This window comes from uncultured Bifidobacterium sp., assembly GCF_959020155.1.
Lineage (GTDB): Bacteria > Actinomycetota > Actinomycetes > Actinomycetales > Bifidobacteriaceae > Bifidobacterium.
Genome location: NZ_CAUERC010000009.1, coordinates 15,833 through 41,760, shown reverse-complemented (window position 1 = coordinate 41,760; position 25,928 = coordinate 15,833). Strand labels below are relative to the sequence as shown.

Here is a 25,928-nt window from a genome sequence, read left to right as displayed (position 1 = left end):
GATTATACAAATCGTAAACATACACAATAAAGTGGGTGAACGCGACGAAGGACGGGCATGCACCTGACGGCGTCAGCGATTCCTCTCCGCAAAATCGCACATACGACGCAGTCCCTTACGCAACTCATCCGCATCGCCGGCGTACGACAATCGCACGAATCCCTGCCCTTCCTCGCCGAATGCCTCGCCGGGCACCACGGCGGTACTGGCAGTGGGTGGTGAAAGGTATGGTGGAGGTCCGGTTCCTTGCTTTTGGCTGTGGCAGAAATCGTCTGTTTTGTGCAAAAACAAGCCTTTGAAATTGTCTATTTTGTGCATCTTGTGTCTTGAATGCTATATATTCCAATATATTTGCCGCCGATGAATCTGCCGCTGTACGCCTTATGGTGTTTGGCGGATGTGGCCGGCCTTGTTGCCGAGGACGACGAGCCTGATCGGCCGTTCACTATGCAGACGCAAGTTGTGTGACTGACATTGGAATTCATGTTCTGGTGGGGGATGTTGGCGAATAAATCCGCCGTCGGTGGAACGATGGTGATGCGGTAACACGTATGACGAGACGGACTGGAGACGAGGTACACACAACGTGAGAGAGGCAATGGTGTCGGATCAATCGCAGGACGAGGCGGAACAGCAGCCGAAAATCGGCAGAATACCGGCGCTGATCGCGGCGGTGGCCGTCGTCGGCATCGCGATCGGCGCGGCCGCAGGTTTGCTGACGCTCATGCTGTACCAGGTCGAACGTTTCGCGCTTGGATACATCGAGAATGCGCATGAATCCGGTCCGTTCAACGTGCCCGCCATCCGTCGTGCGATCTCCGTGACGGTCGGCGCCTCCATCGCGGCCGTGATGTGGTGGCTGCTGCGCACGCGTACCACAGAAGTGCCATCCGTCAAGAAAGCCGTCGGTGGCGCAATCATGCCGGTCTGGCAGACCATCGTGCATGTGCTGCTGCAGATCTTCATCGTCGGTACCGGCATGTCGATCGGCCGCGAAGTGGCGCCTCGCGAACTTGGCGCGATGTTCGGCCAACGATTCGCCCGCTGGGTGCGTCTCGACGCGAAGGACACGCGTATGCTGGTGGCCATTACCGCCGCGGCCGGTCTCGCGGGCGTCTACAACGCGCCGCTTGCGGGCACGTTCTTCGCGGTGGAGATCCTGCTCGCCGACGTGACACTCGAGACGGTCACGCTCGCGTTCGCCTGCTCGGCGCTCGCCTCATGGGTGGCGAGCCTGGTCAAGGGCACGCACACGTTCTATTTGATTGGCGAGGCGGACGGCCTGTTTACCCCCGACTACATGGTGTTCGCACTGGTTGCCGGACTGATGCTTGGCGCCGCCGGCGCGCTGTTCCGCCGCGGCTCCCAGTGGGCGGAGAAAAACAAGCCATCCGGAGCGGGCATTCTGTGGATGATGCCGCTCGCCGGCCTGCTGACGGGCGTTGTGGCGATTGCCGTGCCGCAGGTCATGGGCAACGGTCGCGCCACCGCGCAGCTGAGTTTCTCCTCGAAGGCCGATCTGGCCGTCATCCCGGTGCTGCTGCTGTCTTTTGTGGCCAAGGCGATCGTCACCTTGCTGACGATCCGTTCCGGCGCGTCCGGCGGCGTGCTGCAGCCGGGCATCGCGTTGGGCGCGTCCGGTGGTGCGATGCTGGGCATTCTGTGGATGCAGATGTTCCATACGAATTCGATCGGCATGTACGCGCTGCTGGGTGCGTGCGCGCTGCTCGCCGCCTCGCAGCAGGCTCCGCTGATGGCGATCTGCCTAGTGATGGAGTTGGCTGACGCTCCGATCAACCTGTTCGTGCCGATCGGCCTTGCGGTGGCCGTCAGCGCGTTCACCGCCTCCCGTCTGGCCAAGCCGCTTGCCGCTTGGCATCTACCGCGGGCGAAAGCTGCAGATCGTTAGCTTTCGCATTGCCGTCTCGCAATCCTCACATGGACGCCATCCTCACATGGCCATCAGGCCGGTCTGGCGGGGAAGCAGCACGGTGAGCACGAACCAGTGGTCGTCGGTGCGGATCGTCACCTCGCCGCCGTACTGCTGCGCGATGTGCCGAATCGACTTCACACCGAAGCCATGCCGATGCTGATCGTTGCGCTTCGTGGTGCGCAGATTGCCTTCGGCATCTTTCTTCAGCCGCGAATCGTAATAATTCTCGACACGGACCACGGTGAAGGAATTCTGCTCGAACAACGCCAGTTTGATGAGCCGTTGTTCCGGATCGGCCAGCTTCGACGTGGCTTCGATCGCATTGTCGAGCGCATTGCCGAACAGCGATGCGATATCCATCGACGACATGTTGGACAAGAGCGACCCATCCGCCACGGCGGTGAAACTGATGCCACGATCGGCACAAGTGCGCTCTTTCGTGGTGAGGATGACGTCGAGCACGGGATTGCCGGTATGCTGCTGGGCGCTGTAGCGCTGCACCGACTTCTCCAGCTGCTCGAATCCTGCCGCCGCGTGCTCAGGATCGACTTCGGCGCGCAATGCCGCGATCTGATGCTTCAGATCGTGCGCAAGCCGACCAAGCGATTCGATGTTCTCCTTCGACTGCAGGTACTCCTGATGTTGGCTGTCCAGCTGCGCGTTGATTGACGCGATTTCCGCGCTCGCTTCAATGCGCCGAGCCTGCTCCTGTTGCGCGTATAGAATCGCGAATCCGCAGAAATCCACCAGTGTGCGGATATAGAAGATTTCCTGGCCCATCGAACCGGAGAATGGCGTATTGGTCGAAACGAAGCTCAGATTGCTCATGGCGAAGGTGACGATGGTGATGGCCACCGTCGCGGTTGCCGCGGAGGCGGTCGGTAGCGTGGGTGTGGTTTGGCTGAAATTGCCGCGTTCCACCAGCCATGCCAGGCCGAAACACAGCGCGTAGATGACGATGAGCATGACGATGGCCTGCACACCGTATGAAGTGGCTTGAGCGTCATGTGTGCCGATGAACGCGACGATCTGCCAATGCAGCGACGCCACCAGTTCCGCCAGCACGAACGCGCGTGCCGTGATGTACAGCCCTTCGCGCTTGCCGGTGCCGGCACCGAACAGAATCGTCAGGTACATGCAGCCGAAGGCGAGCAGCATGCCGACGATCCAAAACCAGATCGGCATACTGCCGTCGAAATACTGCACGGCGACGATCGCGGGTAGACCGACCGCGCTGACGATGATGGAACGACGCAACGGCACACGTCGGTACAGCACCGCGATGTACACCATGCACGCCGCCCATTCGCAGATGGCGGTATACGAACGGGGAATGTCGGGCAAGGTGTGGGTGACCGGCACCGTCGACGGTACCGACGCCGCCAACACGTGCACAATGTGTGCGGCATTTGTGGCATCTGCGATATTCACGATATTTGCGATATGCGCGATGCCTGCGATCGCCCCGATCATCTGCCGCCGCCCATGTAATCGGTCAGCGCTGTCAGAAACGCTTTCTTGCGCGGCCGGCTCACGCGCAGCTGCTCGCCGTTCGACATGATGCAATCCTGATCCGCCACGCCCGTCACATGCTTGAGATTGACCAGATAACAGGAGTTCGAGCGGAAGAAATGGTAGTCGGCAAGCTTAGCTTCCATATCCTTGAGCGTGCCGTTGATGGACAGCTTGCCGTCAAGCGTATGGATGACGATGGTGTGCCGAATCGACTCCAAATACAGAATATCCGCCAGATTCAGGCGCATCTGCCCTTTGCCGGTGTCGATAAGCATCGAATCGTCGTCATTGCGCCGCACCATGTCGATCGACTTCTTCAGTTCCTGCGAGAACGCGAACCACGGCAGCGGCTTGAGCAGGTACGACAGCGCGCGCACCTCATATCCGCTGATGGCGTATTGCGGCGCGGCCGTGATGAAGATGATCACCACCTTGTCGTCGCGCTCGCGGATGCGACGGGCGGCTTCCATGCCGTCCATTTCCTTCATTTCGATATCGAGCAGCAGAATGTCGTAGACGGGGCTGTATTTTTCCACGATGCGCGCGCCGTCGTCGAATACGGAGACGGTGAATTGCTCGCCGGTCTCGCTTTGGTAGCGATTGAGGTAATCGAGTACCAATTGGCAGCTTGCAGGGTCGTCCTCGACGACTCCGATTCGGATATTGCGCACGATGAACCTCCACGTCTCACCGTTCAGACTACCGTCCATTCTCTCGCGGAATGAGGATATTGTGATGAAAAACCATCGATTTGAGGGGATGATAACCCCCTAATAGACTGTTTTGAGCGGTGAAAACCCGCGACACGCATTGACGATTCGGTTTGGGTGTGTATAGTAGGTCATGGCTCAACGAAGAGATCTTCGCCAAACCAAATAAGTAAACGCTTTGAATTGTGGCTTTGTCAAAGTAGTAAGCCGCGAGGATGGGCACCGAACAAAAATCCCTTTACAACGGATCGTGAGGCACGTACCTGCCTCTGAAAGGATGACAAATCATGGCAGAAGTCGTATTCGACCATGTTACTCGTATCTACCCGGGCAATGACAAGCCGTCTGTGGATGATCTGAACCTCGACATCAAGGATGGCGAATTCCTGGTGCTGGTCGGCCCGTCTGGTTGCGGTAAGTCTACGACCCTGCGTATGCTCGCAGGCCTCGAAGAGGTCAACAAGGGCCGCATCCTCATCGGTGGCAAGGACGTCACCACGATGCAGCCGAAGGACCGCGACATCGCAATGGTGTTCCAGAACTACGCTCTGTATCCGCACATGACCGTCGCCGACAACATGGGCTTCGCCCTGAAGATCGCCGGCACCCCGAAGGAAGAGATCCGCAAGCGCGTCGAGAAGGCCGCTGAGATCCTCGACCTGACCGAGTACCTCGATCGTAAGCCGAAGGCTCTGTCTGGCGGTCAGCGTCAGCGCGTGGCTATGGGCCGTGCAATCGTCCGTGAGCCGAAGGTCTTCCTCATGGATGAGCCGCTGTCCAACCTCGACGCCAAGCTCCGTGTGCAGACCCGTACCCAGATCGCCGCTCTGCAGCGTCAGCTGGGTGTCACCACCCTGTACGTGACCCACGATCAGACCGAGGCTCTGACCATGGGTGATCGTATCGCCGTCATCAAGCTCGGCATTCTGCAGCAGGTCGGCGCTCCGACTGAGCTGTACGATCGTCCGGCCAACGTCTTCGTCGCTGGCTTCATCGGCTCCCCGTCGATGAACATCAACACCCACCCGGTGGTCAACGGCAAGGCAAAGATCGGCGAGGACACCGTGGATCTGCCGACTGAGGCCGTCAACAAGCTCACCGCCGAAGACAACGGCCAGATTGTGGTCGGCTTCCGTCCGGAAGACGCCTCCTTGGCTGCCCCGGATGAGGCCAACGCCTTCTCCCTCAAGGTCATGAACGTTGAGGATCTGGGCTCCGACGGCTACATCTACGGCAACATCATCACCGATGGCTCCGCTGCTGAGGCGTCCACCATGATGTCCGATCAGAACAAGCTCACCACGATCCGCGTGAACCCGCGTGCTCTTCCGAAGGTCGGCGATACCGTCAAGATCAAGATCGACCCGTCCAAGATGCACCTGTTCGCTCCGTCCACCGAGCTGCGTCTGAACTGAGACGATAACGAGTAACCAACCGTCGGGCGTTCCTTATGGAACGCTTGGCGGGTGGTTGAACCAATACTTGGCGGATGTGCAAACGTCCGTCAACCATTAAACGAGACATTCTCTTTCCTCTCTTATTGTCTCGTTGGAAAAGCCCCGCGTTGGTGCGGGGCTTTTCTTTTCCCGCTGTTCTCATCGTGACACTCGTAGTCCCTTTGCCGCCTGCCGTGGGTAGGTCAGCGGGTAAATTGAAGAGCTATGGAATCACATGAATTGCCACAGATGGATCCCCGTGTGCTTAAGGCCACTTCCGTGAAGGCCGAGGACCCCGCAGCGCAGAGCCCGGAGCCGCAGGCGTTGAAGATCACCGCCGCGAGTTCGAATCCGAAGATGTTCACGCTGCCGTGGGAGAAGCCGCTGGCAACATGGCCTGAGGACCTGCTGGTCAACCTGCCGCGAGGCATCTCCAGGCACGTGGTGCGTTTCGTGCACGTGGGCGACGAAGTCTACGCCATGAAGGAAATCACACGCAACGTGGCGGAACGCGAATACGAGCTGCTGCGCCGACTGCAGAAGCTGGAACTGCCTACCGTGCAGCCGATCGCCGTGGTCACCGGCCGCCATAATGCGCAAGGTGAGCCGCTGGAAGCCATCCTGGTCACCAAGCATCTGAAATTCTCGCTGCCGTACCGCGCGCTGTTCGCCCGCAACCTGCGTCCCGACACCGCCGAACGACTCATCGACGCGCTTGCCGTGCTGATGGTGCGTCTGCACCTGGCCGGCTTCTATTGGGGCGATGTGTCCCTGTCTAACGTGCTGTTCCTGCGTGACGCCGACGCTTTCTCCGCGTTCCTGGTGGACGCCGAAACCGGCGATCTGCAGGTGAACCTCACCGAAGGCCAGCGTGAATACGATGTGGATTTGGCCCGTACGAACATCATCGGCGAACTGATGGATCTGTCTTCCGGCGCATTGCTGCCGAGCAACGTGGACGAAATCGAAATCGGAAACCGCCTGGTGGACCGCTACCATTCGCTGTGGAGCGCGCTGACCGACACCGACAAGTTCAGCCCGGACGAGATGTGGAAGATCGAAAAGCGCGTCAATAAGCTCAACGAACTGGGCTTCGACGTGGACGAGCTGGAAATGAAGACCGCCGAGGACGGCAAGCGCGTGCTGGTGCGTCCGCGCGTGGTGGACGCCGGCTACGCCAACCGCAAGCTGCTGCGACTGACCGGTCTTGACGTGCAGGAGAACCAGGCCCGCCGTCTGCTCAACGATCTGGACGCCTACCGCACCTCCACGTGGCGTGATGGCGAGGATCTCGAAATCGTGGCCACCGACTGGATGCGCGAGGTGTTCGAGCCGACCGTGCGCATGATTCCGCGCGAATACCGCTCCCAGATCGAGCCGGCGCAGTTCTTCCATGAGGTACTCGACCATCGTTGGTTCCTTGCGGAGAAGGCCGGCCACGACGTGTCCATGACCGAAGCCGTGAAGAGCTATGTGGAGAACGTGCTGCCGCAGTACAAGCTCGATTCGAAGGATGTCGACGCGCTGAACGCCGAGGCCGATTCCGGCGTGATCGATGACGAATACACTTACGGCACCGACGAGGACGGCTACAACCCGGACGATGATCCGGACGCTGCGGTGTGGAGCCATTAGCCGTTAATGGCATATGAAAAAGCTCAAGCCATAAGGCTTGAGCTTTTTCATAAATATCGTAATAAACGATTACTTGGCTGCTGCGGCCTCGCGACGGGCGCGTGCCACGGCATACAACGTGATGCCGGCCGCGACGGACGCGTTCAGCGACTCGACCATATTCGACATCGGAATGCCGGCGATCGAATCGCACGCCTCGCGTACCAGACGGCTCAGGCCGTTGCCTTCCGAGCCGAGCACAACCACCAGCGGATCGGTTTCGAAGCCGGTTTCGCCGACGAGCGCGTCGCCGCCGCCGTCAAGACCGACGCTGTAGTAGCCGCGTTCCTTCAGGCTTTCGATCGCCTTGGTCAGGTTCACCACGCGAGCCACCGGCATATGCGCTGCGGCGCCCGCGGACACCTTCCATGCGGCGGCGGTGACCGAAGCGGAACGACGTTCCGGCAGAATCACGCCGTTCGCGCCGAATGCGGCCGCGGAACGGATGACCGCGCCGAGGTTCTGCGGATCGGTGACGCCGTCGAGCGCGATGAACAGCGGACGTGCCGCGATGCGCGCGCTTTCCGAATCGGCTGCTTCCATGGCGCGCGCCTTCTTGTCCGCACGATCCACAAGTTCCGCCAGCGAGGAATACTGGAATGGCTGGGCTTTCAGCACCACGCCCTGATGGTTCGACGAGCGTGCGATACGGTCCATTTCAAGCCTGTCGGCTTCCAGCAGATGCAGTCCGTGGATGCCGGCGAGACGCACGATTTCGCGCGTGCGATCGTCATGCTCGATACGTGCCGCCACATACAGCGTGGTTGCCGGCACGCCACAACGCAGCGCCTCAAGCACCGCGTTACGACCGATGACCAGATCGTCGGATTCCGACGTGAACTTCGCCGCTCGACGGCGTGCGGCCAGTCGTGGATCGGCCATCTTGCGGCGATCCGCCGCCTTCTTCGCCTTGTAAGCCTTGTGATATACGCGATCTTCGGCCTTGGGGGTCGGCCCCTTGCCCTTCAGCGCGTTACGATGCTTTCCGCCCGACCCCTTGGTCGGTCCTTTTTTCATTGCCATAGTTGTCCATTGTCCCAGCACCCCGGGAAAAGGCGGCGGCTTCGCGTCTGCTCGATATTGCTCGATATGATGGCAAGAATGGAGAAGAACAAAGAGATTTTCGGTTTGCCCGTCATGTTCTGGGGCTTGTGGGTCACGCTGCTCATCCTGTGGATGGGCCGTTTCGTCACGTCGTTTCTTTCCATGTACCTCGTCTCCGACATGCATGTGAGCGCGGGCGTGGCTGGCACTATCGTCTCCATGTACGGTTTCGGCGGTATTTTCGGCTGCCTGTACGGTGGTGCGCTGTCTGACCGATTCGGGCGCCCCGCGATGATTGTTATCGGCAATCTCGGTTCCGCGGTGATGCTGGTTTTGTTGGCTTGTATCGGCAATCCTTGGATTATGGCGATTACGTTGCTGATATACGGTGCGATTTCATCTATGCCGACGCCTGCGGTCGCGGCTTACGTTTCCGACGTGGTGCCGTTTCGCAAGCAGAAGCGTGCGTATTCGCTGCAAACATGGGCTGCGAATTTCGGCTTCGCTATCGGCCCGATCATCGCCAACCAGCTTGTCAAAATCTCCTATTCGCTGATGTTCTATGCGGAAGCGGCTGTGTTGGTATTCGCTACGTTGCTGATGATGGCATTCTTCAAAGAGGCCGGGCTGGGCGTGCACGGTGTCGGACGGTCTGTGAAACGCTCCGTGGAACGTTCCGTGGAACAACCTGTGGAACGTTCTGGCACTGCGCAAACGGCTCAATCGCAGCAATCGAAATTCTCCATTTGGCGCAGCTATCGTCGTGCCTGCACCGACAAAGCGCTCATGTCGATGGTGGTGCTGATGTTCCTGTACACGCTGGCGTATTACCAGATCGTCAGCGGACTTCCGATTTCGATGACGCAGATTGGGCTTGGTACGGACGAATATTCCAGCCTGCTGACCATCAACGGAGGCATTCTGTGTTTGCTGCAGATTCCTGCGATCGCGCTGTTCCAGCGGATGAGCAACACCCGTGTGCTGGTGCTGGGCATGTCCATTACCGCGGTTGGCTATGCGTTCCAAATCGGCGCCGATTCGTGGGTGACGTTCGCGATTGCGACCGTGCTGTGGACGCTCGGCGAGCTTGGCACATTCCCGATTGCCGCTACGACGGTGGCGAATATCGCGCCGAAGGATGTACGCGGCACGTATCAGGGCTTGTACAACCTGGTGTGGTCGCTATCCAACGCGTTTTCGCCGCTTGTCGGAGGCTGGATTTTGAACGCGTTCGGCAGTCACGTGCTGTGGACCTGCTGCACGGTGATGTTCGTCATCGTGGCGATTGGTTTCTACGTGACGCGCGGCCCCCGCGAACGCGCCGCAGCCCGCAATCTTGCGATGGAGGAACTGTAGCGGTTGCGCTGCGCAGGTGGCGTGCGGTAGATACGCCACCGAACTTGCCAGACAACTTAACATAACTTAACGGCAACTTCGCATCTGTTAAGTTCGCTGGTAAGTTGCTGTTAAGTTCGTGCGAAGTTGACGGAAAGCGATGTATTGGCGTGATTGTGTGGCACAAATAATGGACATTGCCGGCAAGACAGGGGTGCATGTGCGCGTATGAAAAAGCGGGAGGCCGCGATTCGGTTGGAATCGCGGCCTCCCGCTATGCGATTTAAAAAATCGGAAAGAAGAGAATCGGTGCCGCAGCGTTCGCTGCGGCGGTGCCTTGCCTCACGCGGTCTGTTTCAAAGAGATGGCCTGACGCGGTTCGGCTTGCCTTCCTGCTTGAAGGTCTTACTTGTTGAGGACCTTCTTCATCAGATCAGCGGAAGCCTTGGCAAGTGCGAACTGGCCGAAGCCCGGATCGATGGAAGCGAGGTTGGAGTTGAGGATCTGGTTGAAAGTGTCGTTGTTCTTCATGATGTTTCCTTTCGGACGACCGCCTGGTTTCTTGCTTCTTTTTTTCTTCTCTACATCGTGCGGTGCGTCGCTATTGTGTTGTTTTTCTTGTTCTTCGTTCTTCTGTTGTTTTTCTGTTGTGCCTTTACTATACGCACGTCGGTATGCGTCTGGCATGCCGCAATCGTCATTTCTATTGTAAAATCATCGGGTTATCTTGAAGAAAATGTGATTACTGTGCCCGCATAACAACACAATCGCCGTATCGTACGCTGACACGAGACGGAACATATCCATTCCCATGTCAACGCACGATACGGCGATATCGGCGTAAATCAGCGGAATAATCGTAAATCAGCGAGGCTGACGGAAGTGACGGTCACCGATTGGATCGAACGGCGTGTGCGGTTCAAGCTGGTACCAGTACGCCACCGACGCGACGTCGTCCTGCCGCTCGAAATTGCCGGCTTCCTCGGTGCCGATCTGCTGCCAGGTGACGCGCAGGTCAGAATCGAAATAAATCGGATCCGGAATGTGCCAGCGGTACAGGCCGCGCATGACGGGTGTGGCCACATCCCAGTAGTCGCTTTCGCGGTGCGCGGCAAGACGCTGCGAATAGAACGGGAATCCTAGGTACGGTCCGGTGAACGTGTTCTCGCGCATGCGGCCATGCTCGTCGAAGTCGGCGAAACTCCACGCGCCGCCGAAGTAGTCTTCCGCTCCGGTGCTGCACCACGTCGGGTACTGTTCATCGCCGTCGATGTACATTTTGACTTCGCCTTCGCCCCACCAGCGGCTTTCCAGCGCGGTCAGCGCAAGGTAGGTGCCGATGTACGCGCCATGGCCGTGCACATTGTCGAGAATCGTGTAGTCACGGGCAATTTCGGTGACGCGTTCGCGGCGCCACTGCGCATGGAAGCGCATCGCATCGGCTGGCAGCGCGTCGTATTCCGTGTAGTCGATTTGGTAGAAGAAGGCCGGCACGTCCTCGTTGTGATCGTTGCGCAGCACAATGCGCGCGTGCTCGAACGGCATGGCGAAATAGCAGTTGAAACCTCGATTTGGCACCACCATGATCGGGATGGAATTGATACGGCAGGCCTGTGCGTGACCGCAGCAGAAGAAATCGCCGATCGGGCACTGCACGGACGGCGTATCCTCGCCATCCCAATAGAATTCGAGGATGAGATTGCGCAGTACGTTCGGACCGGTCGGGGAAGTGCGGTCGGTGACCGTCATCCAAATGTGGCGAATCACGCCCGGGCCATCGACGTCCATCAGCGTGACCGAATCGCCCGCCTTGATCGTCTGGATGCAAGGGCTGCCCTTACGTGACGGGCCGAGCGCGCTGGCGGCGGTGGCTGCAGTGCCCTTGCCGCCGGTCGGGTTTTCGGCGTTGACGCAACGTGTATGGCCGTGGTCCGTCGCGATTGCTAGCGAATCGAGGGCACCGTTGCCGAAACCGGAAGTCGCCATAGTATTCATTGTTCTCTCCTTTGTTAAACAGCTTGGGAAACGCGGAAATGGGTGCGCCGCCTACCACTGCCGACTATCGTAGATCCCCCTTGCGGTGGGCGCGTCGATAATGCCGGCCACGGTGCTGAAAGCCGCCGCGGCCGGTTGTATCTGTTTTTGCGTTATTTCACAACATCCCAGCGTTGTTGGGTCGCGTTACTTCACTGCACCGGCGGTGATACCCTGCGACAGCTTGCGCTGGAAGATGATGAAGAAGATGATGGTCGGGATGATGCTCAGCAGCGAAGCCGATGCCAGCGTGGTCGCTTCCATGGTGCGCTGGCCCTGCAGGGTGGCGAGTGCCAGCGGAATGGTCTGTACGTCATCGCTCATGAGGAACGCCATCGGAATCATGTATTCGTTCCACGTCCACACGAAGAAGAACACGAACAGCACGCTGATGGTCGGCCAAGAAATTGGCAGCACCACCTTGCGCAGGATTTGCCAGCGAGAGGCGCCGTCGATGGCCGCGGCCTCAAGGATGGCCTGCGGGAACGTGCCGTATACGGAGGACAGCAGATAGGTGCCGTAGGCGCTTTGGATGATGGTGAAGATGATGATGATCGCGAGTTTGGTGTTGTACAGACCGACCTGCTTGAACATGGTGTACAGCGGGTAGAGCAGCGCTTCCTGCGGCATCATGTTGGCGAGCATGATGCCGAGCACGATCCAGGTGTTGCCCTTGACCTTGCCGATGCCGAGCGCGAAGGAGTTGAGCACCGACAGCACGACCGCCGCGACAGCCACCACTAGGGAGATGATGAAGCTGTTCCAGAACTTCAGCGGGAAGTTGGTGGTAGTCCAGAAGGAGATGATGCCCTCCATGGTGAAGTGCTTCGGCAGGGAGAGCGGGCCGGTGGCGTTGTAATCGGCGGAGGTCTTGAACGCGTTGACGGTCAGGACGAGCAGCGGGAACAGGACGAGCAGAGCTCCGGCGACGAGCAGGATCAGGGTGATCCAGTCACCTGCGGAACGCACGTGCTGCGTTTTCTTCGAGGCCTTGCGCGCGGCGGCCGTGGACATGGAATAAGTCATGATGGCACCTTTGCTTTTCGGATTTTTAGTATGTTCTTGCGATTGTTTTTCGGGTTTTCTCTCAGACGAGTTCCTTCTCGACGTGCTTCTGCACGAGGGTGAACACGATGGAGAAGACGATGATTACCACAGTCAGCGCTGTGGAGATTGCGGCACCGTAGCCCACCTGCTGTACCTGGAAGAACTGGTTGTAGGAGTAGTACGACGGAACCGTGGTGGAGGTGCCCGGACCGCCCTTGGTGAGCAGGTAGACCGGAGCGAAGGTCTTCAGTGCGCCGATGGTTGCGGTGAGGATGACCACCAGCAGTTCAGGGATGATGGACGGCAGGGTGACCACGCGGAACTTCTGCCACCAGTTGGCGCCGTCAAGACCTGCGGCCTCGTAGAGTTCCGGATCGACGCGCTGCAGGCCCGACATGAAGATGACGATCGGGTAGCCGAGCTGGATCCACACCAGGATGAACATGAGGATCGGCAGTGCGCTGTCAGGGCTGCCCAGCCAGTTGTGCTGCAATGCACCCAAGCCGATCTTGGCGAGCAGTGCGTTGACGGCACCGTCCTCCGGGCGGAAGATCCAGCCCATGATGATTGCGGCGACGGCCACCGGAAGCAGCTGCGGCAAATAGAACAGCGCGCGCAGGAAGGAAGCGGTTTGGCCGCCGAACTTCTTTTGGATCACGTCGGTGAGCAGAGACGAGATGAACAGGCCGAGGATGGTAGGGATGACCACGATAGCCACGATGATCCAGAACGAGTTAGCGAAGGAAATCCAGAACGTCGAATCGGAGAACAGGCGTTTCCAGTTTTTCAGGCCGACCCACTTGACGGGACCGACGCCACGCCAGCGGGTGAAGCTCAGGTAGATGTTCCAGATGAACGGAACAACAACTACCGCGAACAGGCCGATGAGGCCGGGGATGAGGTATGGAACGAATTTCGCGGAGCGGTTGCCGGGAAGTCTCGACATGGAGGCTTCGTGCTTGGTCTTTTGAGACATTGCAAGTCCTTTGAAATGTTGATGATCCGAGGGATTTCCGATGGATTGTTCTGTGATGACGCACGATTTGGCGCGATGCGACGTGCGGAATGTATGGGGGAGGAAAGGGTTGGTGCGGTCCGCCCGAAGGCGGGCCGCACCATTATTGGAGTTGGAATGGAAAGGAAGGATCGGTTGTTTTTAGTTGTTCTTGACGCCCATATCCTCGACGCCGGTGTCGTACTTCTCGTGGATGTTCTTGAGCACGTCTGCCGGCTTCTTGGTGCCGTTGACCAGCTCCTGGAACTCCGCTGGAACCGCGTCGGTGAGGTTGGAGGCCGCGTAATCCGGGTAGTAGCTGAGCTTGCCGTCCTTGGCGTAGGAATCGTATTCCTCGATCATGGCCTTGCTCTTCGCGTCGGTGATCTTGCTGGTGTCTGCCGCTACCGGAATGCCGCCTGCGTTGCCGAGGAAGTTCTGCACATCATCGGAGAGGACGTAGTCGATGAACTTGGCGGACAGATCCTTGTGGTGCGACTTCTCGGGAATCACCAGCAGGTTGCCTGCGCAGCCGACTGCGTAGTTGGATTCCGGCATGACGGCCGCGTCCCAATCGAACGACTTGATCTGCTTGACGAAACGGCCCTGGTTCCAAGTACCAGTCTGGTAGATCGGATATTCGCCCTTGATGAAGGCCTGCGTGGTGTCCTCGGCCTTCATGCCAGTGGCGTTGCGGGAGATGAAGCCCTTGTCAAGCCACTCGTTGATGGTCTTGACGGAGTTGGTCAGCACTTTGGAATTCCAGTCGACGTCACCCCTGTACAGCTGCCAGTTGTCGATGAACTTGGAGTCGGCATTCTTGGAAACGAGCTGCCACCACAGCCACATCACGCCGTATTCCTGCGCGTCGGCTGCAATCGGGGTCACGCCGGCGTCCACGAACTTCTGGCAGGCGTCCACGAACTCGTCGTAGGTGGTCGGAATCTTGATGTTGTACTTGGCGAACAGGTCCTTGTTGTAGTAGACGCGCTGGAATTCAGCGTAGCTGGTCATACCGTACCAGGTATCGCCGTCCATGATGCCGTTCTCGTCGTACTTGGCGACTGCTGCGTTTGCGCCGGTCACCTTCTTGTCCCAGCCGTACTGCTTGACATAGTCGCCGAGGTCGGTGAGCAGGCCCATGGTGGAGAGCACGCCGGCGGAGCCGTTGCCGCGGTTGGATTCCATGAGGTCTGGCGCTTCGTCGGAGTTCAGGAATTGGCTGCCGTTCTGCGCGATCTGGGTGAAGGACTTGCGCTCGAAGTTGATCTTGACGCCGGTCTCTTTTTCGAAGGCCTTGGCCGCGCGACGCCAAGCCTGAGTCTGGCCTGCGTCGTCCTCTTCGTAATACCAGAACGACAGGCTGTCCGGCTTTTCCTCGTCCTGTGCGGTATCGCTACCACATGCGGCGAGGGAGGTCAGCGACAGTGCTGCGATGGCCAGCGTGGCCAGTCCTCGTTTGATGTTCATTGCTATTCTCCTTGTTTCCTTCTTGAGGCGCGCCCTGCGGCACGGCTCACATCTGGTTGTATTGAAACGTTTCGATGACGTGCGTGCGATTCCGCGGTCCGTTTGGATTCGCCGGATTTCGCCCGGCTTGTTCGTTTGTTCGGTTTCTTCGGAGACCGTTGTATCATCATTGAAACGTTTCGATTATCCGTATGAAATTATGTTGCCTTGCGATTCCGTCCGGCCGCTCTGCCTTCCGGTAATCGCAGGAAAATCTATATTGTTCCGCCGGACCCCGCTTCCGCAACGGATCCGCGTCGCTTCAGCGCGGGTTCGATGAGTTCCACGGAACCTTTGATGTCGGTGTGCTCCTCGATGGCGGAGACCAACAGGTTCATGGCTTCGGCGCACAGCTCCTCCGGCATGACCGGCATTTCGGTGATGGGGAAGCGCGTCGGCTCGCCTTCGAAATACGTGCCGCACGACAGGACCGAAACGTCCTGCGGAATCGACATGCCCGCGTCGTGCAACGCCATCAGCACCTGGCTGAGGACGCTTGCGTTCGCCTGGTTGATGATGGCGGTCGGGCGGTCGGGGTGCGCGAAGACGGTGCTGACGAAGTGCTGCGCGTCGAAGCTGTCCGCTTCGTAATGCTCGGATTCGATGACCGTCATGCCGAGCTCCTTCGCGTGCGCCAGCAGGCTTTCGCGGAAGATGACGACGTAACCGGAATGGCGGTTGTAGTCGGATTCGTTGTTGCGCAGGAACACGACGGTGCGGTGTCCCTTCTCGTACAGGAAGTCGACGGCCTTGCGGCCCATCAGCGCGAAATCGATGTCCACGCAGGCGCAGCCGGCGTGCGACGACGGATAGCCGATAGCCACGCACGGCTTGGAAAAAGTGCCGGATTGAGCGGCGCGCTCGTCATCCTGCTCCACGTCGAGCAGCACGATGCCATCCGCAAGATTGCTTTGCGTCACGCGGCGGATATCCTTCACTGCATCCGGACCGGTCAGCAACATCACGTCATACCCTGCATTCCTTGCGGCCCATGCGGTGCGCAGGAAGTAGGCGTTGTACCTGGCCTGGTTGATGTCGCCTCGAATCGGGGCGCTCAACGCGATGATCTGGTTGCGCATGCCGCGCATCTTACGGGCGCTGGCGTCCGGAGTGTAACCGAGCTTCTCTACGGCGGCCATGACTTTGTCGGTGGTTTTCGCAGAGATTGAACGCTTGCCGGATAGTACATAGGAGACGGTGCTGGCGGAAACTCCCGCTTCGCGGGCCACGTCTTTGATGCCTGCCATGCGTCTCGCCTCCCTCTTGTGCCGTTCTATCCGCTATTTATCGAATCGTTTCGTCGAAACGTTTCACTTAGCATAGCGCGACTATAAAATCATGTCAATCGTACGGCACGTCGCGTTCTCCCGTATGGGTTTATCGCCTATACGGGAGAACTACGCGTAGTTAGCGCTTCTTGCCGGACTTGCCGACCTTGCCAAACGTGAACGCGCGGACGATCGCCACAATGCCAAGTGCAACCAACGCGCATCCGCCAAACAGAATCAGCCAACCGGTGGAGGCCAGCGGGCTGAACAGCATGATGCAGCCGGCCACAATCGAAATCAGCGCGTAAATCACAGCCCATGCGGAACTTGGCATATGCCACGACTCAACCAGCGCCATCACGCCTTCCATCATCCAGCCGAGGCCCACCACCATAGTGACGAGCACTGCCAGCATGGCGCCGGACAGGGTCGCATTCTTCAGCATGACCACGCCACCGACTGTCAGCAACAGGCCGACCAGAATGTCAAGCACGCGCCAGCCTCCCGGCAGACCGAGCTCCACAATTGCGGTGACGATACGGATCACCCCGGAAATCACGAAATACGCGCCCAACGCAACCGCGGCGATCTTCAGCGTCACCCCCGGCCAGATGAGTAGCGCAATGCCGAGCACAATCGCCATCACGCCGAGCACGCCGTACACACCGCGAATGGCATTCTTCGCGCGTTGCGGCAGCCACGATTCCACCAACTTGAACGGGCTTACCGGCTCCCACTCGCCACTGTCGTTGCTATGGCTATTCGGGTCGTAACCATACGGATTACCGTACGGATATCCATACGGATTGCCGTAGGGGTTGCCATATGGATTGCCGGAATAGCGAGGGGTCTGCTCGGCATCTGGTCCGCCGCTTTGTGGACCGTCCTGCTGTTGCGATTGCTGCGCTTGCTGGTTCGGTGCATAGGCGCCGTATCCCGGCTGCGGTGGTTGACTGGGGTCGTTGGGATTGCCGGGATTCATATTTGGATAGCTCATGATGCCCTCCTTCAGAAAAACATGCTTTGAGGCGTCGTTTGCTTCAAAGACGTGCTTTCATTTTAGGCACCCTGCCTGTTTTCAGCCATCAACAGAATCGGCCGGCCTGCCTATTGGCAAGTCGGCCGGAATTATGCCGCGAATCGGCGGTTATGCTTGAGGCTGAAGCTGGCTTAGCTTAGAACAGCTTGAGCTGAACGTTGAGGCTGAGCGGCTGGTCGGCGGGCAGCTGGTACTGCGCGTGCACCGGCGACATCCACGAATCGTCGCCGCCGACGCCCATCTGCGCGGCCAGCAGACGCAGGAACATGTGACGCGGCTTCGGCAGCTCATCCTGATGCAGCGCCTCTTCCAGCATCGTGCTCGAATACGGCAGTAGGCTCATCGCGAACGGCTTTGCGCCGGCACCGCGCTTCACGCGCACACCGTGGCCGGAATCGTCCGTGATCTCCGCCCAACGCACATCCTCATGATTGCCGGTTTCCTGCGGCAGCAGGTACGGCGCGCAATCATCGCCAGCCGTCGTGCTCCATACACCCAGCTTCGCGTGCCTGCGGTCGGCGTACGTCTCTTCCGGACCGGCGCCGTAGAATCGCAGGTTCGCATATTCCACCGGCAGCGCCCATTCGATACCGAACGCCGGAATCGTTGGCAGATCGCCGTTCTTCTCGCCTGGATACTCGACGTCGAGCGAAACGAGGCCGGCCGTGTCGGCAACGTAACGGACCGTCACTTTCGTGCGCTGCGGAATCGCCAATTCGTACGTATACGTGGCTTCCACGGCATTTTCTCCACGATTTGCGATCGCGCAGTCGACGCAACGCGCATACTTTCCTGCGACCGCCCACGCGGCACGTTCGAAAGCGTGTCCAGCACCGCGATCGTTGTCCGTCAGCGGACGGAACGTGGTGATCGACGGGCGGCGCAGCACGAATTCGCGCTCGCCGAACGTATATGAAACCATACCCCCTTGTGTGCGGGAGAACAGTGCTTCACGACCCTGTCCGCGCACGCCGGCGTTCCAGCGGCCAAGGGTGACGGTGCCGTCGGCCGGAGCTCCGGCCGCGTCAACGGCATCTGCGGTGGTCTTCGCACCTGCCACCACGCACTGGCCGAACGCCAGCTCGTAGCCGGCCGGTGCCCAATCGCAAGCGTTGCCAAGCTGCTGCGATACCTCCAAAACCAGCTCTTCGGCGTTGCTGCGGTAGTCATCAACCGGCCAATCGACTTCGAATGAAGCGCTCTCGCCGGCGGCCACGTCGAAACGGCGCGTAGTCGACCATACCGGCTTGCCGTCGGCCAAAATCCGCAGCACGAAGCGATAATCGCCCGTAGACACGAACAGATTGTCGTTCGTAATACGCGCTTCATCGACCGAAACCGCAATTTTCACGTTCGCATACAGCTGCTTGACTTCCTGCGCTTTCGGCGAGGGGGTGCGGTCTGCGAACAGCAGGCCGTCGCCGGAGAATTCGTAATCGCTTGGACGATCGCCGAAATCGCCGCCGTAGCACATGCGTGTCGTGCCGTCGGGCAGCTTGGTCTCGATTGCCTGGTCGATGAAATCCCAAATGAAACCGCCCTGGTACATCGGGTAGCGTTCCAACGCCGTGTATTCGTCCATATTGCCGCACGAATTGCCCATTGCGTGCATGTATTCGCAGGAAATGTACGGCTTCTTTGGACCGTCCGTATGTGCCGGGCTGCCGTCGTTCAGATAGCGTTCGATTTCGTCAGCATGCGCGTACATACGGCTTTCGATGTCCGTCACATCCTCGAATTCGCGCATGTGCACGGAACCCTCGTAATGTACCGGACGATTCGGATCAATCGTGTGCGCGTGGCGATACATCGCACGAAAAACCTCGCCCGCGCTCGACTCGTTGCCAAGCGACCAGATCAGCACGCTCGGATGATTGTAATCGCGGCGCATCATGCTGTTGATGCGGTCCACGCACGCGCCCTCCCATTCGGGGCGGCTGCCGGGGATGCCGTCTTCAGGACGCTCGACATTGTTTGCCACCCACGTGCCGTGCGTCTCCATATTCGTCTCGTCGATCAGATACAGACCGTACTCGTCGCACAGGTCGTACCAATACTCCTGGTTGGGGTAGTGGGAGGTGCGGATGGCGTTGATGTTGTGCCGCTTGCAGAAGACCACGTCGGAAAGCATGTCCTCGCGGGTGATCGCACGCCCGCGCTTCGCGTCGAATTCGTGGCGGTCCGCGCCCTTGAACACGATGCGCTTGCCATTGAGCGTCATAATGCCGTTTTCGATGCGGAATGTGCGGAAGCCGATCTTCTGCGTCACGGTTTCGATGATGGCGCCGTCATGTCCGACGACGCGTACGGTCAGCGTGTACAGCGTCGGCGATTCCGCGCTCCACGGCGCGATGTTCGTCATTTTGCCGGAATTAAGGGCGATTTCGCCGTTGCAGGCCTGCGTTGATTCCCATACGACATTTCCGTCGCCGTCGCGCAGCGTGCTTTCGATAGTCATCGCGTCGGCGGGGTTGCGCAAGGTGAGTGCCGCGTTGAGTTCGGCGGTGTCGGCCGTACCGGCGGTGTCGGCTGCGGTGTAGTCGGCTTCAAGCTGCACGGTTTCGACGTGCGTATGCGGCTGGGCGGCGAGCTCGACGGTGCGGAACAGGCCGTGCAGTCGCCAGAAATCCTGGTCTTCCAGCCAAGAGGCGCTCGAATATTCGTAGCAGGCGACGGTGAGCGTATGCTCGGCTTCGGGGGAATCGGCGGCGTTGCCATTGCCGTTTCGCAGCGCTTCCGTCACATCGAATTCGCTCGGCGTGAATCCGTCCTCGCCGTAACCCACGAACGTGCCGTCAAGCCATACGTAGATCGCGGTGGCGGCACCGTGGAAGGTGAGGCTGACCGTGCCGTCGTTTTCCAGCGTGCGCGCAAGCTGCGCGTCGAGCGCGAATCGACGGCGGTAGATCGCCACATGGTTGTTTTCCGGAATATTTGGCGCCTGCGGATCCTCGTGACCGTCCCACGGATATTGGATGTTGACGTACTTGTTCTTGAGATAGCCGGCCATCTGCAAGTGGCCCGGCACCTCGATCGCGCCGAAATCGCCATCCTCGAAATCGACGGCCGCGAACGGAGCGCTTTCCACGTCCACGTTGCGCGCTTGTTCGATACGAACCTTCCATTCGCCGTCGAGGTTCTGCTTCGGCTCGCTCGTCTCGCCGATGACATATCGGTGGCTGGAATGTGCCGGCTTGCGGTTCGCTGCGAACACCGTCGGATCGGTGAGCCAGCTTGCACTTGCCGTGGTTGCATGTACGATTGCGAGTTCGGCTGTATCTGCCATCTTGCATCCCCCTGTATTACTTGATGTCACTGCATCGTTGCGGTTGCGCCGTGCGATGTTGCACGACCGTTTAGTAATGAATTTTACTAACTACCGATAATATATCACACTTCATGGTATCGTGCACCCGTCGCGTGCCATGCATCGTTCCGCCACATGTCCATTTTTCACACGCCGAGGATGTGCGATAATAACAGGATGCGCCGATGGCGTCCGCCCGGTGCCCACAACCGCGCAGCGTTGCCTCGCCTTTGCAAAATGCTTGCGATTCCGCGGATTTTCGATTTCCGCGATTCGAGGCATACGTAAGACGGGGGAGAGCTGACTACTCCGCGGCGCTCCCAAGGAGATCACCATGGATGATCGCAAGAAAGATCAGTCCATCCAGTCCCATGCCAATTTTGACGGCGATTCCGCTACGGGCGATCGCACGCAGATTCGGCAGGATCAGCAAAACCAGCAGCCGCCACAAATCGACCCGTCGCTTGCCGACGCGCAAGCCGTGGCCGCATCGCTCGGCGTCGATCCGAACACCGGTCTGAGCCAAGCCGAAGCTGAACGCCGACTTGCGCAATACGGGCCGAACGAGCTCGCATCCGCACCACCCGTGCCAAAATGGAAGAAGTTCCTGGCGCAGTTCAAAGACCCCCTCGTCTACCTGCTGCTCGCTGCCACCGGCATCTCGCTCATCGCATGGTTCATCGAAAAAGCCAACGCTGCGCCAGGCGCGGAAGGCGGCGAAATACTGCCGTTCGACGCCATCGTCATTGTGCTTATCCTTATCGTCAACGCGGTACTCGGCTACATTCAGGAATCGAAAGCGGAAGAAGCCGTCGAAGCGCTCTCCCAAATGACCGCGCCGCAAACCAACGTGCTACGCGACGGCAAAATCGCACGCATCAACACCGTCGACGTGGTGCCGGGAGACATGGTCGTGCTCGGTGAAGGCGACTCCATTCCCGCCGACGGACGTCTGCTCGCCGCCGCCAGCCTGCGCGTGGCGGAAGCGAGCCTGACCGGTGAAAGCGTACCGGTCGGCAAAAACGTCGACACACTTGCCGAAGCCAAGGCCTTGGGTGATCGCGCCAATATGGTGTTCAACGGCACGTCCGTGACGCAAGGCACCGGCCGCGCAATCGTGACGAGCACCGGCATGCGCACGCAGGTCGGTAAAATCGCGGACCTTCTGCAGGCCACGGATGATGATGACAGTCCGCTGCAGAAGGAAATGAACTACGTTTCCAAGATTCTCGGCATCGCGGTGTGCATTATCGCGGCGGTCGTGCTGGTGGCGCTTGCGCTGACCGAAGGCTTCAACGACATCCACGACGTAATCGATTCGCTGCTGCTATCCGTTTCGCTGGCCGTCGCGGCCGTGCCGGAAGGGCTCGCCGCGATTCTGACAGTCGTGCTCGCGCTCGGCGTGCGCCGTATGGCCGAACATCATGCGATCGTCAAGAAACTGCATTCCGTGGAAACGCTCGGTTCCGCGTCGGTGATCTGCTCCGACAAAACCGGCACGCTCACCCGCAACGAGATGACGGTGGAACGCGTGGTCACGCCGAGCGGTGAGGTGCAGCTGACCGGCACCGGCTATGCGCCAGAAGGCAGAATGATTGCGATTTCCGATGCCGGGCTTACATCCACCCCGTCGCTCGCGCAGGAAGCGGCACAGCTTGAAGCCGTCGCCACGCTCGCAGTGGGCGCGCTGGCCAACGACGGCGAACTGCGCGAAAACACAGGTGCCGGCGATGGTTCCGCTGCTTCCGACATAACGTGGGAAGCCGTCGGCGACCCGACCGAAGTGTCGCTTATCGTCGCCGCACGTAAGGTGAAGGCCGATCGCAAATACGCCAACTACACGCGCATCGGCGAGATTCCATTCACCTCCGACCGCAAACGCATGGCCGTCGTCGCGCAGGACAACGCCGATGCCGGGCGTCTCACCGTCTTCGCCAAGGGTGCCCCCGATGTACTGCTCGGCTACTGCAGCCGCATCGCGGTCAACGGTGCCGTACGACCGATGACGCAAGGCGATCGCCAGCAGATCCTCGCCGCCGTGGAACGCCTGTCCGCCGAAGCGTATCGTACGCTGGGCCAGGCGTACCGGCCACTCGGCACCGCGTCGCTCGCCGCAGTGCCGGGCGTGCGCATCAACGCCGCCGGTCACGTCGCCGACATCGCCGACCAAAGCGATGTGCTGGAAAGCGACTTGATCTGGGTCGGCATGGTCGGCATCATCGATCCGCCGCGTACCGAAGTGCGCGATTCCGTCGCCGAAGCGCATCGCGCCGGCATCCGCACCGTCATGATTACCGGTGACCATCCGCTTACCGCGGCACGCATCGCCAGCGATCTGGGCATTATTGAAACGGACGGAGACAGCAGCTCGGTCGGCAGCGCCGACCTTAGTAGCAAAGTGCTCACCGGCGTTCAACTCGACGAGCTGCCGGATGAGCAAGCGTTCGACAAGGCCACCCGCGAAATCTCCGTGTACGCGCGCGTTGCGCCGGAACACAAGCTGAAAATCGTCGAATCGCTGCAACGGCAAGGCAATATCGTGGCCATGACCGGCGACGGCGTGAACGACGCGCCCGCCGTCAAAACCGCGGACATCGGCGTCGCGATGGGCATCACCGGTACCGAAGTTACCAAGCAGAGTGCCAAGATGATCCTCGCCGACGACAACTTCAGCACCATCGTCGAGGCGGTGCGCGAAGGCCGTGGCATTTTCGACAACATCCGTAAGTTCCTGCGCTATCTGCTGAGCTCCAACGTCGGCGAGGTGTTCACCGTCTTCGGCGGTGTGATGCTCGCCGGATTCCTCGGCATCACCCAGCCTGGCAGCCAAGGTGTCACCGTGCCGCTGCTCGCCACGCAGCTGCTGTGGATCAACCTGCTTACCGACGCAGCTCCGGCGCTCGCCATGGGTGTCGACCCGTCCACCGACGACGTGATGGCACGCAAACCGCGCAAACTCACCGATCGCGTGATCGACGGACAGATGTGGGGCGACATCATTTTCATCGGTTTGATTATGGCTGCCGTCACGCTGATTGGCATGGACATGCACCTCGCCGGAGGTCTGTTCACGGACCGTTCCGTGGATGCTGTCGGACATGATGCGCAAATGACTGAGGCGCGCACGATGGGCTTCACCATCCTTGTGTTTGCGCAGATGCTCAACGCGCTGTGCTCTCGCTCGCACGACCAATCGGTGTTCGTTGGACTGTTCGCTAACAAATGGCTGTGGGGTGCGATTGCGTTGTCTGCGCTGTTGCAGGTGGTGGTGATTTACGTGCCGTTCCTCAACACCGCGTTCGGCACGATGCCTCTGTCCGCCGGCGCGTGGGTCGAATGCCTTGGATTGGCGATGGTCGTGCTCGTCGCGTCCGAGTTGCGTAAGTGCGTTCTACGTGCGATGCGTGAGTAGCCTGTCGTTTTCCGGCCTCCAATCCGCATTTTGCTGTGTCGTGAGCCGTTGCAGCGGCAAAATGCGGATGGGTGCTCGTTGCGTCCGTCTTATAGCGCCGCCGCGCTAGACTGGATTGCGATTGGCGGGCGCGCATTGGTTGCGCGTCCGTTCGTATGACGATTGTTCCGGCGTTTTTTTGGAGGAATTTCGATGCTGCTGTCCGATCGCGACATTCTCGCCGCACAGGCCGACGGTCATATCTCACTCGATCCGTGGACCCCGGAGATGGTGCAGCCGGCATCGATTGACGTGCGATTGGACCGTTTCTTCCGTTTGTTTAACAATCATGCGTACACGTACGTGGATCCGGCTGAGAATCAGGGCGAGCTGACCGAACAGTTCGAAGTCAAACCGGACGAACCGTGGATCCTGCACCCGGGCGAGTTCGCGCTCGGGTCCACATGGGAGTATGTGAAGCTCGATGCATCCATCGCGGCTCGTCTTGAAGGCAAAAGCTCGCTCGGTCGTCTCGGCATCCTTACCCACTCCACCGCGGGCTTCATCGACCCTGGCTTTGAAGGTCATATCACGCTGGAATTGTCCAACGTGTCGACACTGCCGGTGAAGCTGTGGCCGGGCATGAAGATCGGCCAGATGTGCTTCTTCCAGCTGAGCTCGCCGGCCGAGCATCCGTACGGTTCCGCCACGACCGGTTCGCACTATCAGGGCCAGCGCGGTCCGACCCCGAGCCGTTCCTACGTGAACTTCTACAAGGCCGACATCACCGACTAATCCGACTGTTCTAACTGACCCGGATCTACAGGATGCCCGGCGCGATGTTGTGCGCGGCAAGCCAATCGCGCAAATCGCTGAACTCCTCCATACTTACGGAATGGTCGAGCCCACGATAGCTTTTCTCCGTAAGGAACGTGTGCTCGTCCAGCCACGCGGCGGTCGCGAACAGTTCCGGCATGGGAATCACGGTATCGTTCTTGCCATAGCCGAAGAACGTCGGAATGTTGAGTTCAGCCACGCGATCGTCCGCCGGCGCGGTTCCCGCAACAGTGCCGGGCGCAAGAAAACCGGACAACGAAATCGTCGCCGCGTAGCGTTCCGGGTGCACGCGCAGCAAGTGAATCGCCAGCAGACCGCCCTGCGAAAAACCAATCGGCACCACGGCACGGTCGTCGGGAATGTTCGCCGAAACCCAATCGTCGATTGCTTTCGCTGCGGCGAATGCGTCACGGTCCAAATCCTCGCCGGTATCCACACAATCATGCAGCCACGAGTACGCGCCGGGTGCAAAGCGGCCAGCCGGCTGCAACGTCAGCGGCGCGCGCAACGAGGCGAAATCGTTGTATGGCGCGACGTAGCGCATCATGTCGGCCAAGTCCGTCTCGTTCGACCCCCAGCCGTGCAGACACAGGAACAACGGTCGTTTCGGCGCGGTGTTGCCGCCGCCGCGCGAATACTGCACATGCGTGATTTGCAGCGGTTCACCGAAACGTCCCGGCACCACGTCCGATTCGCGGCCGATCAGCTTGGTCTTATTATTGCTGTCTGCGCTGCCTGTTGTGTTTTCGATTGCGTCGCTCATGATTTCCAATATAGCGTGCGATTGTGGCGTACGCTCGCAGTGCGAAAAGATCCGTGAAAAGGGACGTGAAACAAGCCGTGAAACAAGCCGTG

The 25,928-nt window shown here is 59.5% G+C and carries 18 protein-coding genes and 1 pseudogene; 6 read left to right on the top strand and 13 right to left on the bottom strand.

Features of this window, described 5'->3' with window-relative positions; translation table 11 throughout:
• Positions 1-72: 72 nt before the first annotated feature.
• Positions 73-201 (bottom strand): annotated as a pseudogene (locus Q5H31_RS04065) (pyridoxal phosphate-dependent aminotransferase); the annotation flags it as partial.
• Positions 202-598: 397 nt separating this feature from the next.
• Between Q5H31_RS04065 and Q5H31_RS04060 the strand changes: the two are divergent.
• Positions 599-1,909: a chloride channel protein gene (locus Q5H31_RS04060; RefSeq protein ID WP_302457530.1), complete on the top strand. Its 1,311-nt coding sequence runs from the start codon at positions 599-601 to the stop codon at positions 1,907-1,909.
• 42 nt (positions 1,910-1,951) lie between these two features.
• Here Q5H31_RS04060 and Q5H31_RS04055 read toward each other — a convergent pair whose 3' ends face one another.
• Positions 1,952-3,319, bottom strand: coding sequence for an ATP-binding protein (locus Q5H31_RS04055; protein WP_302457529.1), 1,368 nt, complete (start codon positions 3,317-3,319; stop codon positions 1,952-1,954).
• A gap of 83 nt (positions 3,320-3,402) precedes the next feature.
• Positions 3,403-4,119, bottom strand: a complete 717-nt coding sequence (locus Q5H31_RS04050) for a LytTR family DNA-binding domain-containing protein (RefSeq protein WP_236836844.1) — start codon at positions 4,117-4,119, stop codon at positions 3,403-3,405.
• A 326-nt stretch (positions 4,120-4,445) separates the two neighbouring features.
• Between Q5H31_RS04050 and Q5H31_RS04045 the strand changes: the two genes are divergently transcribed.
• The gene (locus Q5H31_RS04045) at positions 4,446-5,573 is read left to right on the top strand and encodes an ABC transporter ATP-binding protein (RefSeq protein WP_003806539.1); all 1,128 of its coding nucleotides are present in this window, start codon (positions 4,446-4,448) and stop codon (positions 5,571-5,573) included.
• A 246-nt stretch (positions 5,574-5,819) separates the two neighbouring features.
• Positions 5,820-7,229, top strand: a complete 1,410-nt coding sequence (locus Q5H31_RS04040) for a DUF4032 domain-containing protein (RefSeq protein WP_033500195.1) — start codon at positions 5,820-5,822, stop codon at positions 7,227-7,229.
• 69 nt (positions 7,230-7,298) lie between these two features.
• Here Q5H31_RS04040 and rlmB read toward each other — a convergent pair whose 3' ends face one another.
• Positions 7,299-8,291 carry a 23S rRNA (guanosine(2251)-2'-O)-methyltransferase RlmB gene (rlmB, locus tag Q5H31_RS04035; protein WP_021913545.1) on the bottom strand — a complete coding sequence of 331 codons (993 nt, stop codon included), beginning with the start codon at positions 8,289-8,291 and terminating at the stop codon, positions 7,299-7,301.
• A gap of 78 nt (positions 8,292-8,369) precedes the next feature.
• On the opposite strand from rlmB, the gene Q5H31_RS04030 reads away from it, so the two are divergent.
• Positions 8,370-9,668, top strand: coding sequence for an MFS transporter (locus Q5H31_RS04030; protein ID WP_055680701.1), 1,299 nt, complete (start codon positions 8,370-8,372; stop codon positions 9,666-9,668).
• Between the two features lie 384 nt (positions 9,669-10,052).
• Here Q5H31_RS04030 and Q5H31_RS04025 read toward each other — a convergent pair whose 3' ends face one another.
• The 8 genes from Q5H31_RS04025 to bgaC all read right to left on the bottom strand — a co-directional run bounded on the left by Q5H31_RS04025 (position 10,053) and on the right by bgaC (position 20,824).
• Positions 10,053-10,178, bottom strand: coding sequence for a hypothetical protein (locus Q5H31_RS04025; RefSeq protein ID WP_256134736.1), 126 nt, complete (start codon positions 10,176-10,178; stop codon positions 10,053-10,055).
• A 333-nt stretch (positions 10,179-10,511) separates the two neighbouring features.
• The gene (locus Q5H31_RS04020) at positions 10,512-11,642 is read right to left on the bottom strand and encodes a glycoside hydrolase family 172 protein (protein ID WP_003806531.1); all 1,131 of its coding nucleotides are present in this window, start codon (positions 11,640-11,642) and stop codon (positions 10,512-10,514) included.
• Positions 11,643-11,828: 186 nt separating this feature from the next.
• Complete coding sequence (locus Q5H31_RS04015) at positions 11,829-12,707, bottom strand: carbohydrate ABC transporter permease (RefSeq protein ID WP_003806530.1); 879 nt, start codon at positions 12,705-12,707, stop codon at positions 11,829-11,831.
• A 61-nt stretch (positions 12,708-12,768) separates the two neighbouring features.
• Positions 12,769-13,704, bottom strand: a complete 936-nt coding sequence (locus Q5H31_RS04010) for a carbohydrate ABC transporter permease (protein WP_302457528.1) — start codon at positions 13,702-13,704, stop codon at positions 12,769-12,771.
• Between the two features lie 180 nt (positions 13,705-13,884).
• On the bottom strand, positions 13,885-15,192 hold the full coding sequence (locus Q5H31_RS04005; RefSeq protein ID WP_003806526.1) for an ABC transporter substrate-binding protein: 1,308 nt from the start codon (positions 15,190-15,192) through the stop codon (positions 13,885-13,887).
• A gap of 254 nt (positions 15,193-15,446) precedes the next feature.
• Positions 15,447-16,478, bottom strand: a complete 1,032-nt coding sequence (locus tag Q5H31_RS04000) for a LacI family DNA-binding transcriptional regulator (protein ID WP_055055051.1) — start codon at positions 16,476-16,478, stop codon at positions 15,447-15,449.
• 160 nt (positions 16,479-16,638) lie between these two features.
• Positions 16,639-17,496, bottom strand: a complete 858-nt coding sequence (locus Q5H31_RS03995) for an HdeD family acid-resistance protein (protein ID WP_229027879.1) — start codon at positions 17,494-17,496, stop codon at positions 16,639-16,641.
• Between the two features lie 178 nt (positions 17,497-17,674).
• Complete coding sequence (gene bgaC, locus Q5H31_RS03990; protein WP_302457527.1) at positions 17,675-20,824, bottom strand: beta-galactosidase BgaC; 3,150 nt, start codon at positions 20,822-20,824, stop codon at positions 17,675-17,677.
• A 355-nt stretch (positions 20,825-21,179) separates the two neighbouring features.
• Here bgaC and Q5H31_RS03985 point away from each other — a divergent pair, with 355 nt between their 5' ends.
• Positions 21,180-24,257, top strand: coding sequence for a cation-translocating P-type ATPase (locus Q5H31_RS03985; protein WP_302457526.1), 3,078 nt, complete (start codon positions 21,180-21,182; stop codon positions 24,255-24,257).
• A 192-nt stretch (positions 24,258-24,449) separates the two neighbouring features.
• Positions 24,450-25,031, top strand: coding sequence for a dCTP deaminase (dcd, locus tag Q5H31_RS03980; protein ID WP_011743875.1), 582 nt, complete (start codon positions 24,450-24,452; stop codon positions 25,029-25,031).
• Positions 25,032-25,056: 25 nt separating this feature from the next.
• On the opposite strand, the gene Q5H31_RS03975 is transcribed toward dcd, so the two are convergent.
• On the bottom strand, positions 25,057-25,836 hold the full coding sequence (locus Q5H31_RS03975) for an alpha/beta hydrolase (RefSeq protein ID WP_055309305.1): 780 nt from the start codon (positions 25,834-25,836) through the stop codon (positions 25,057-25,059).
• Between the last annotated feature and the right edge of the window lie 92 nt (positions 25,837-25,928).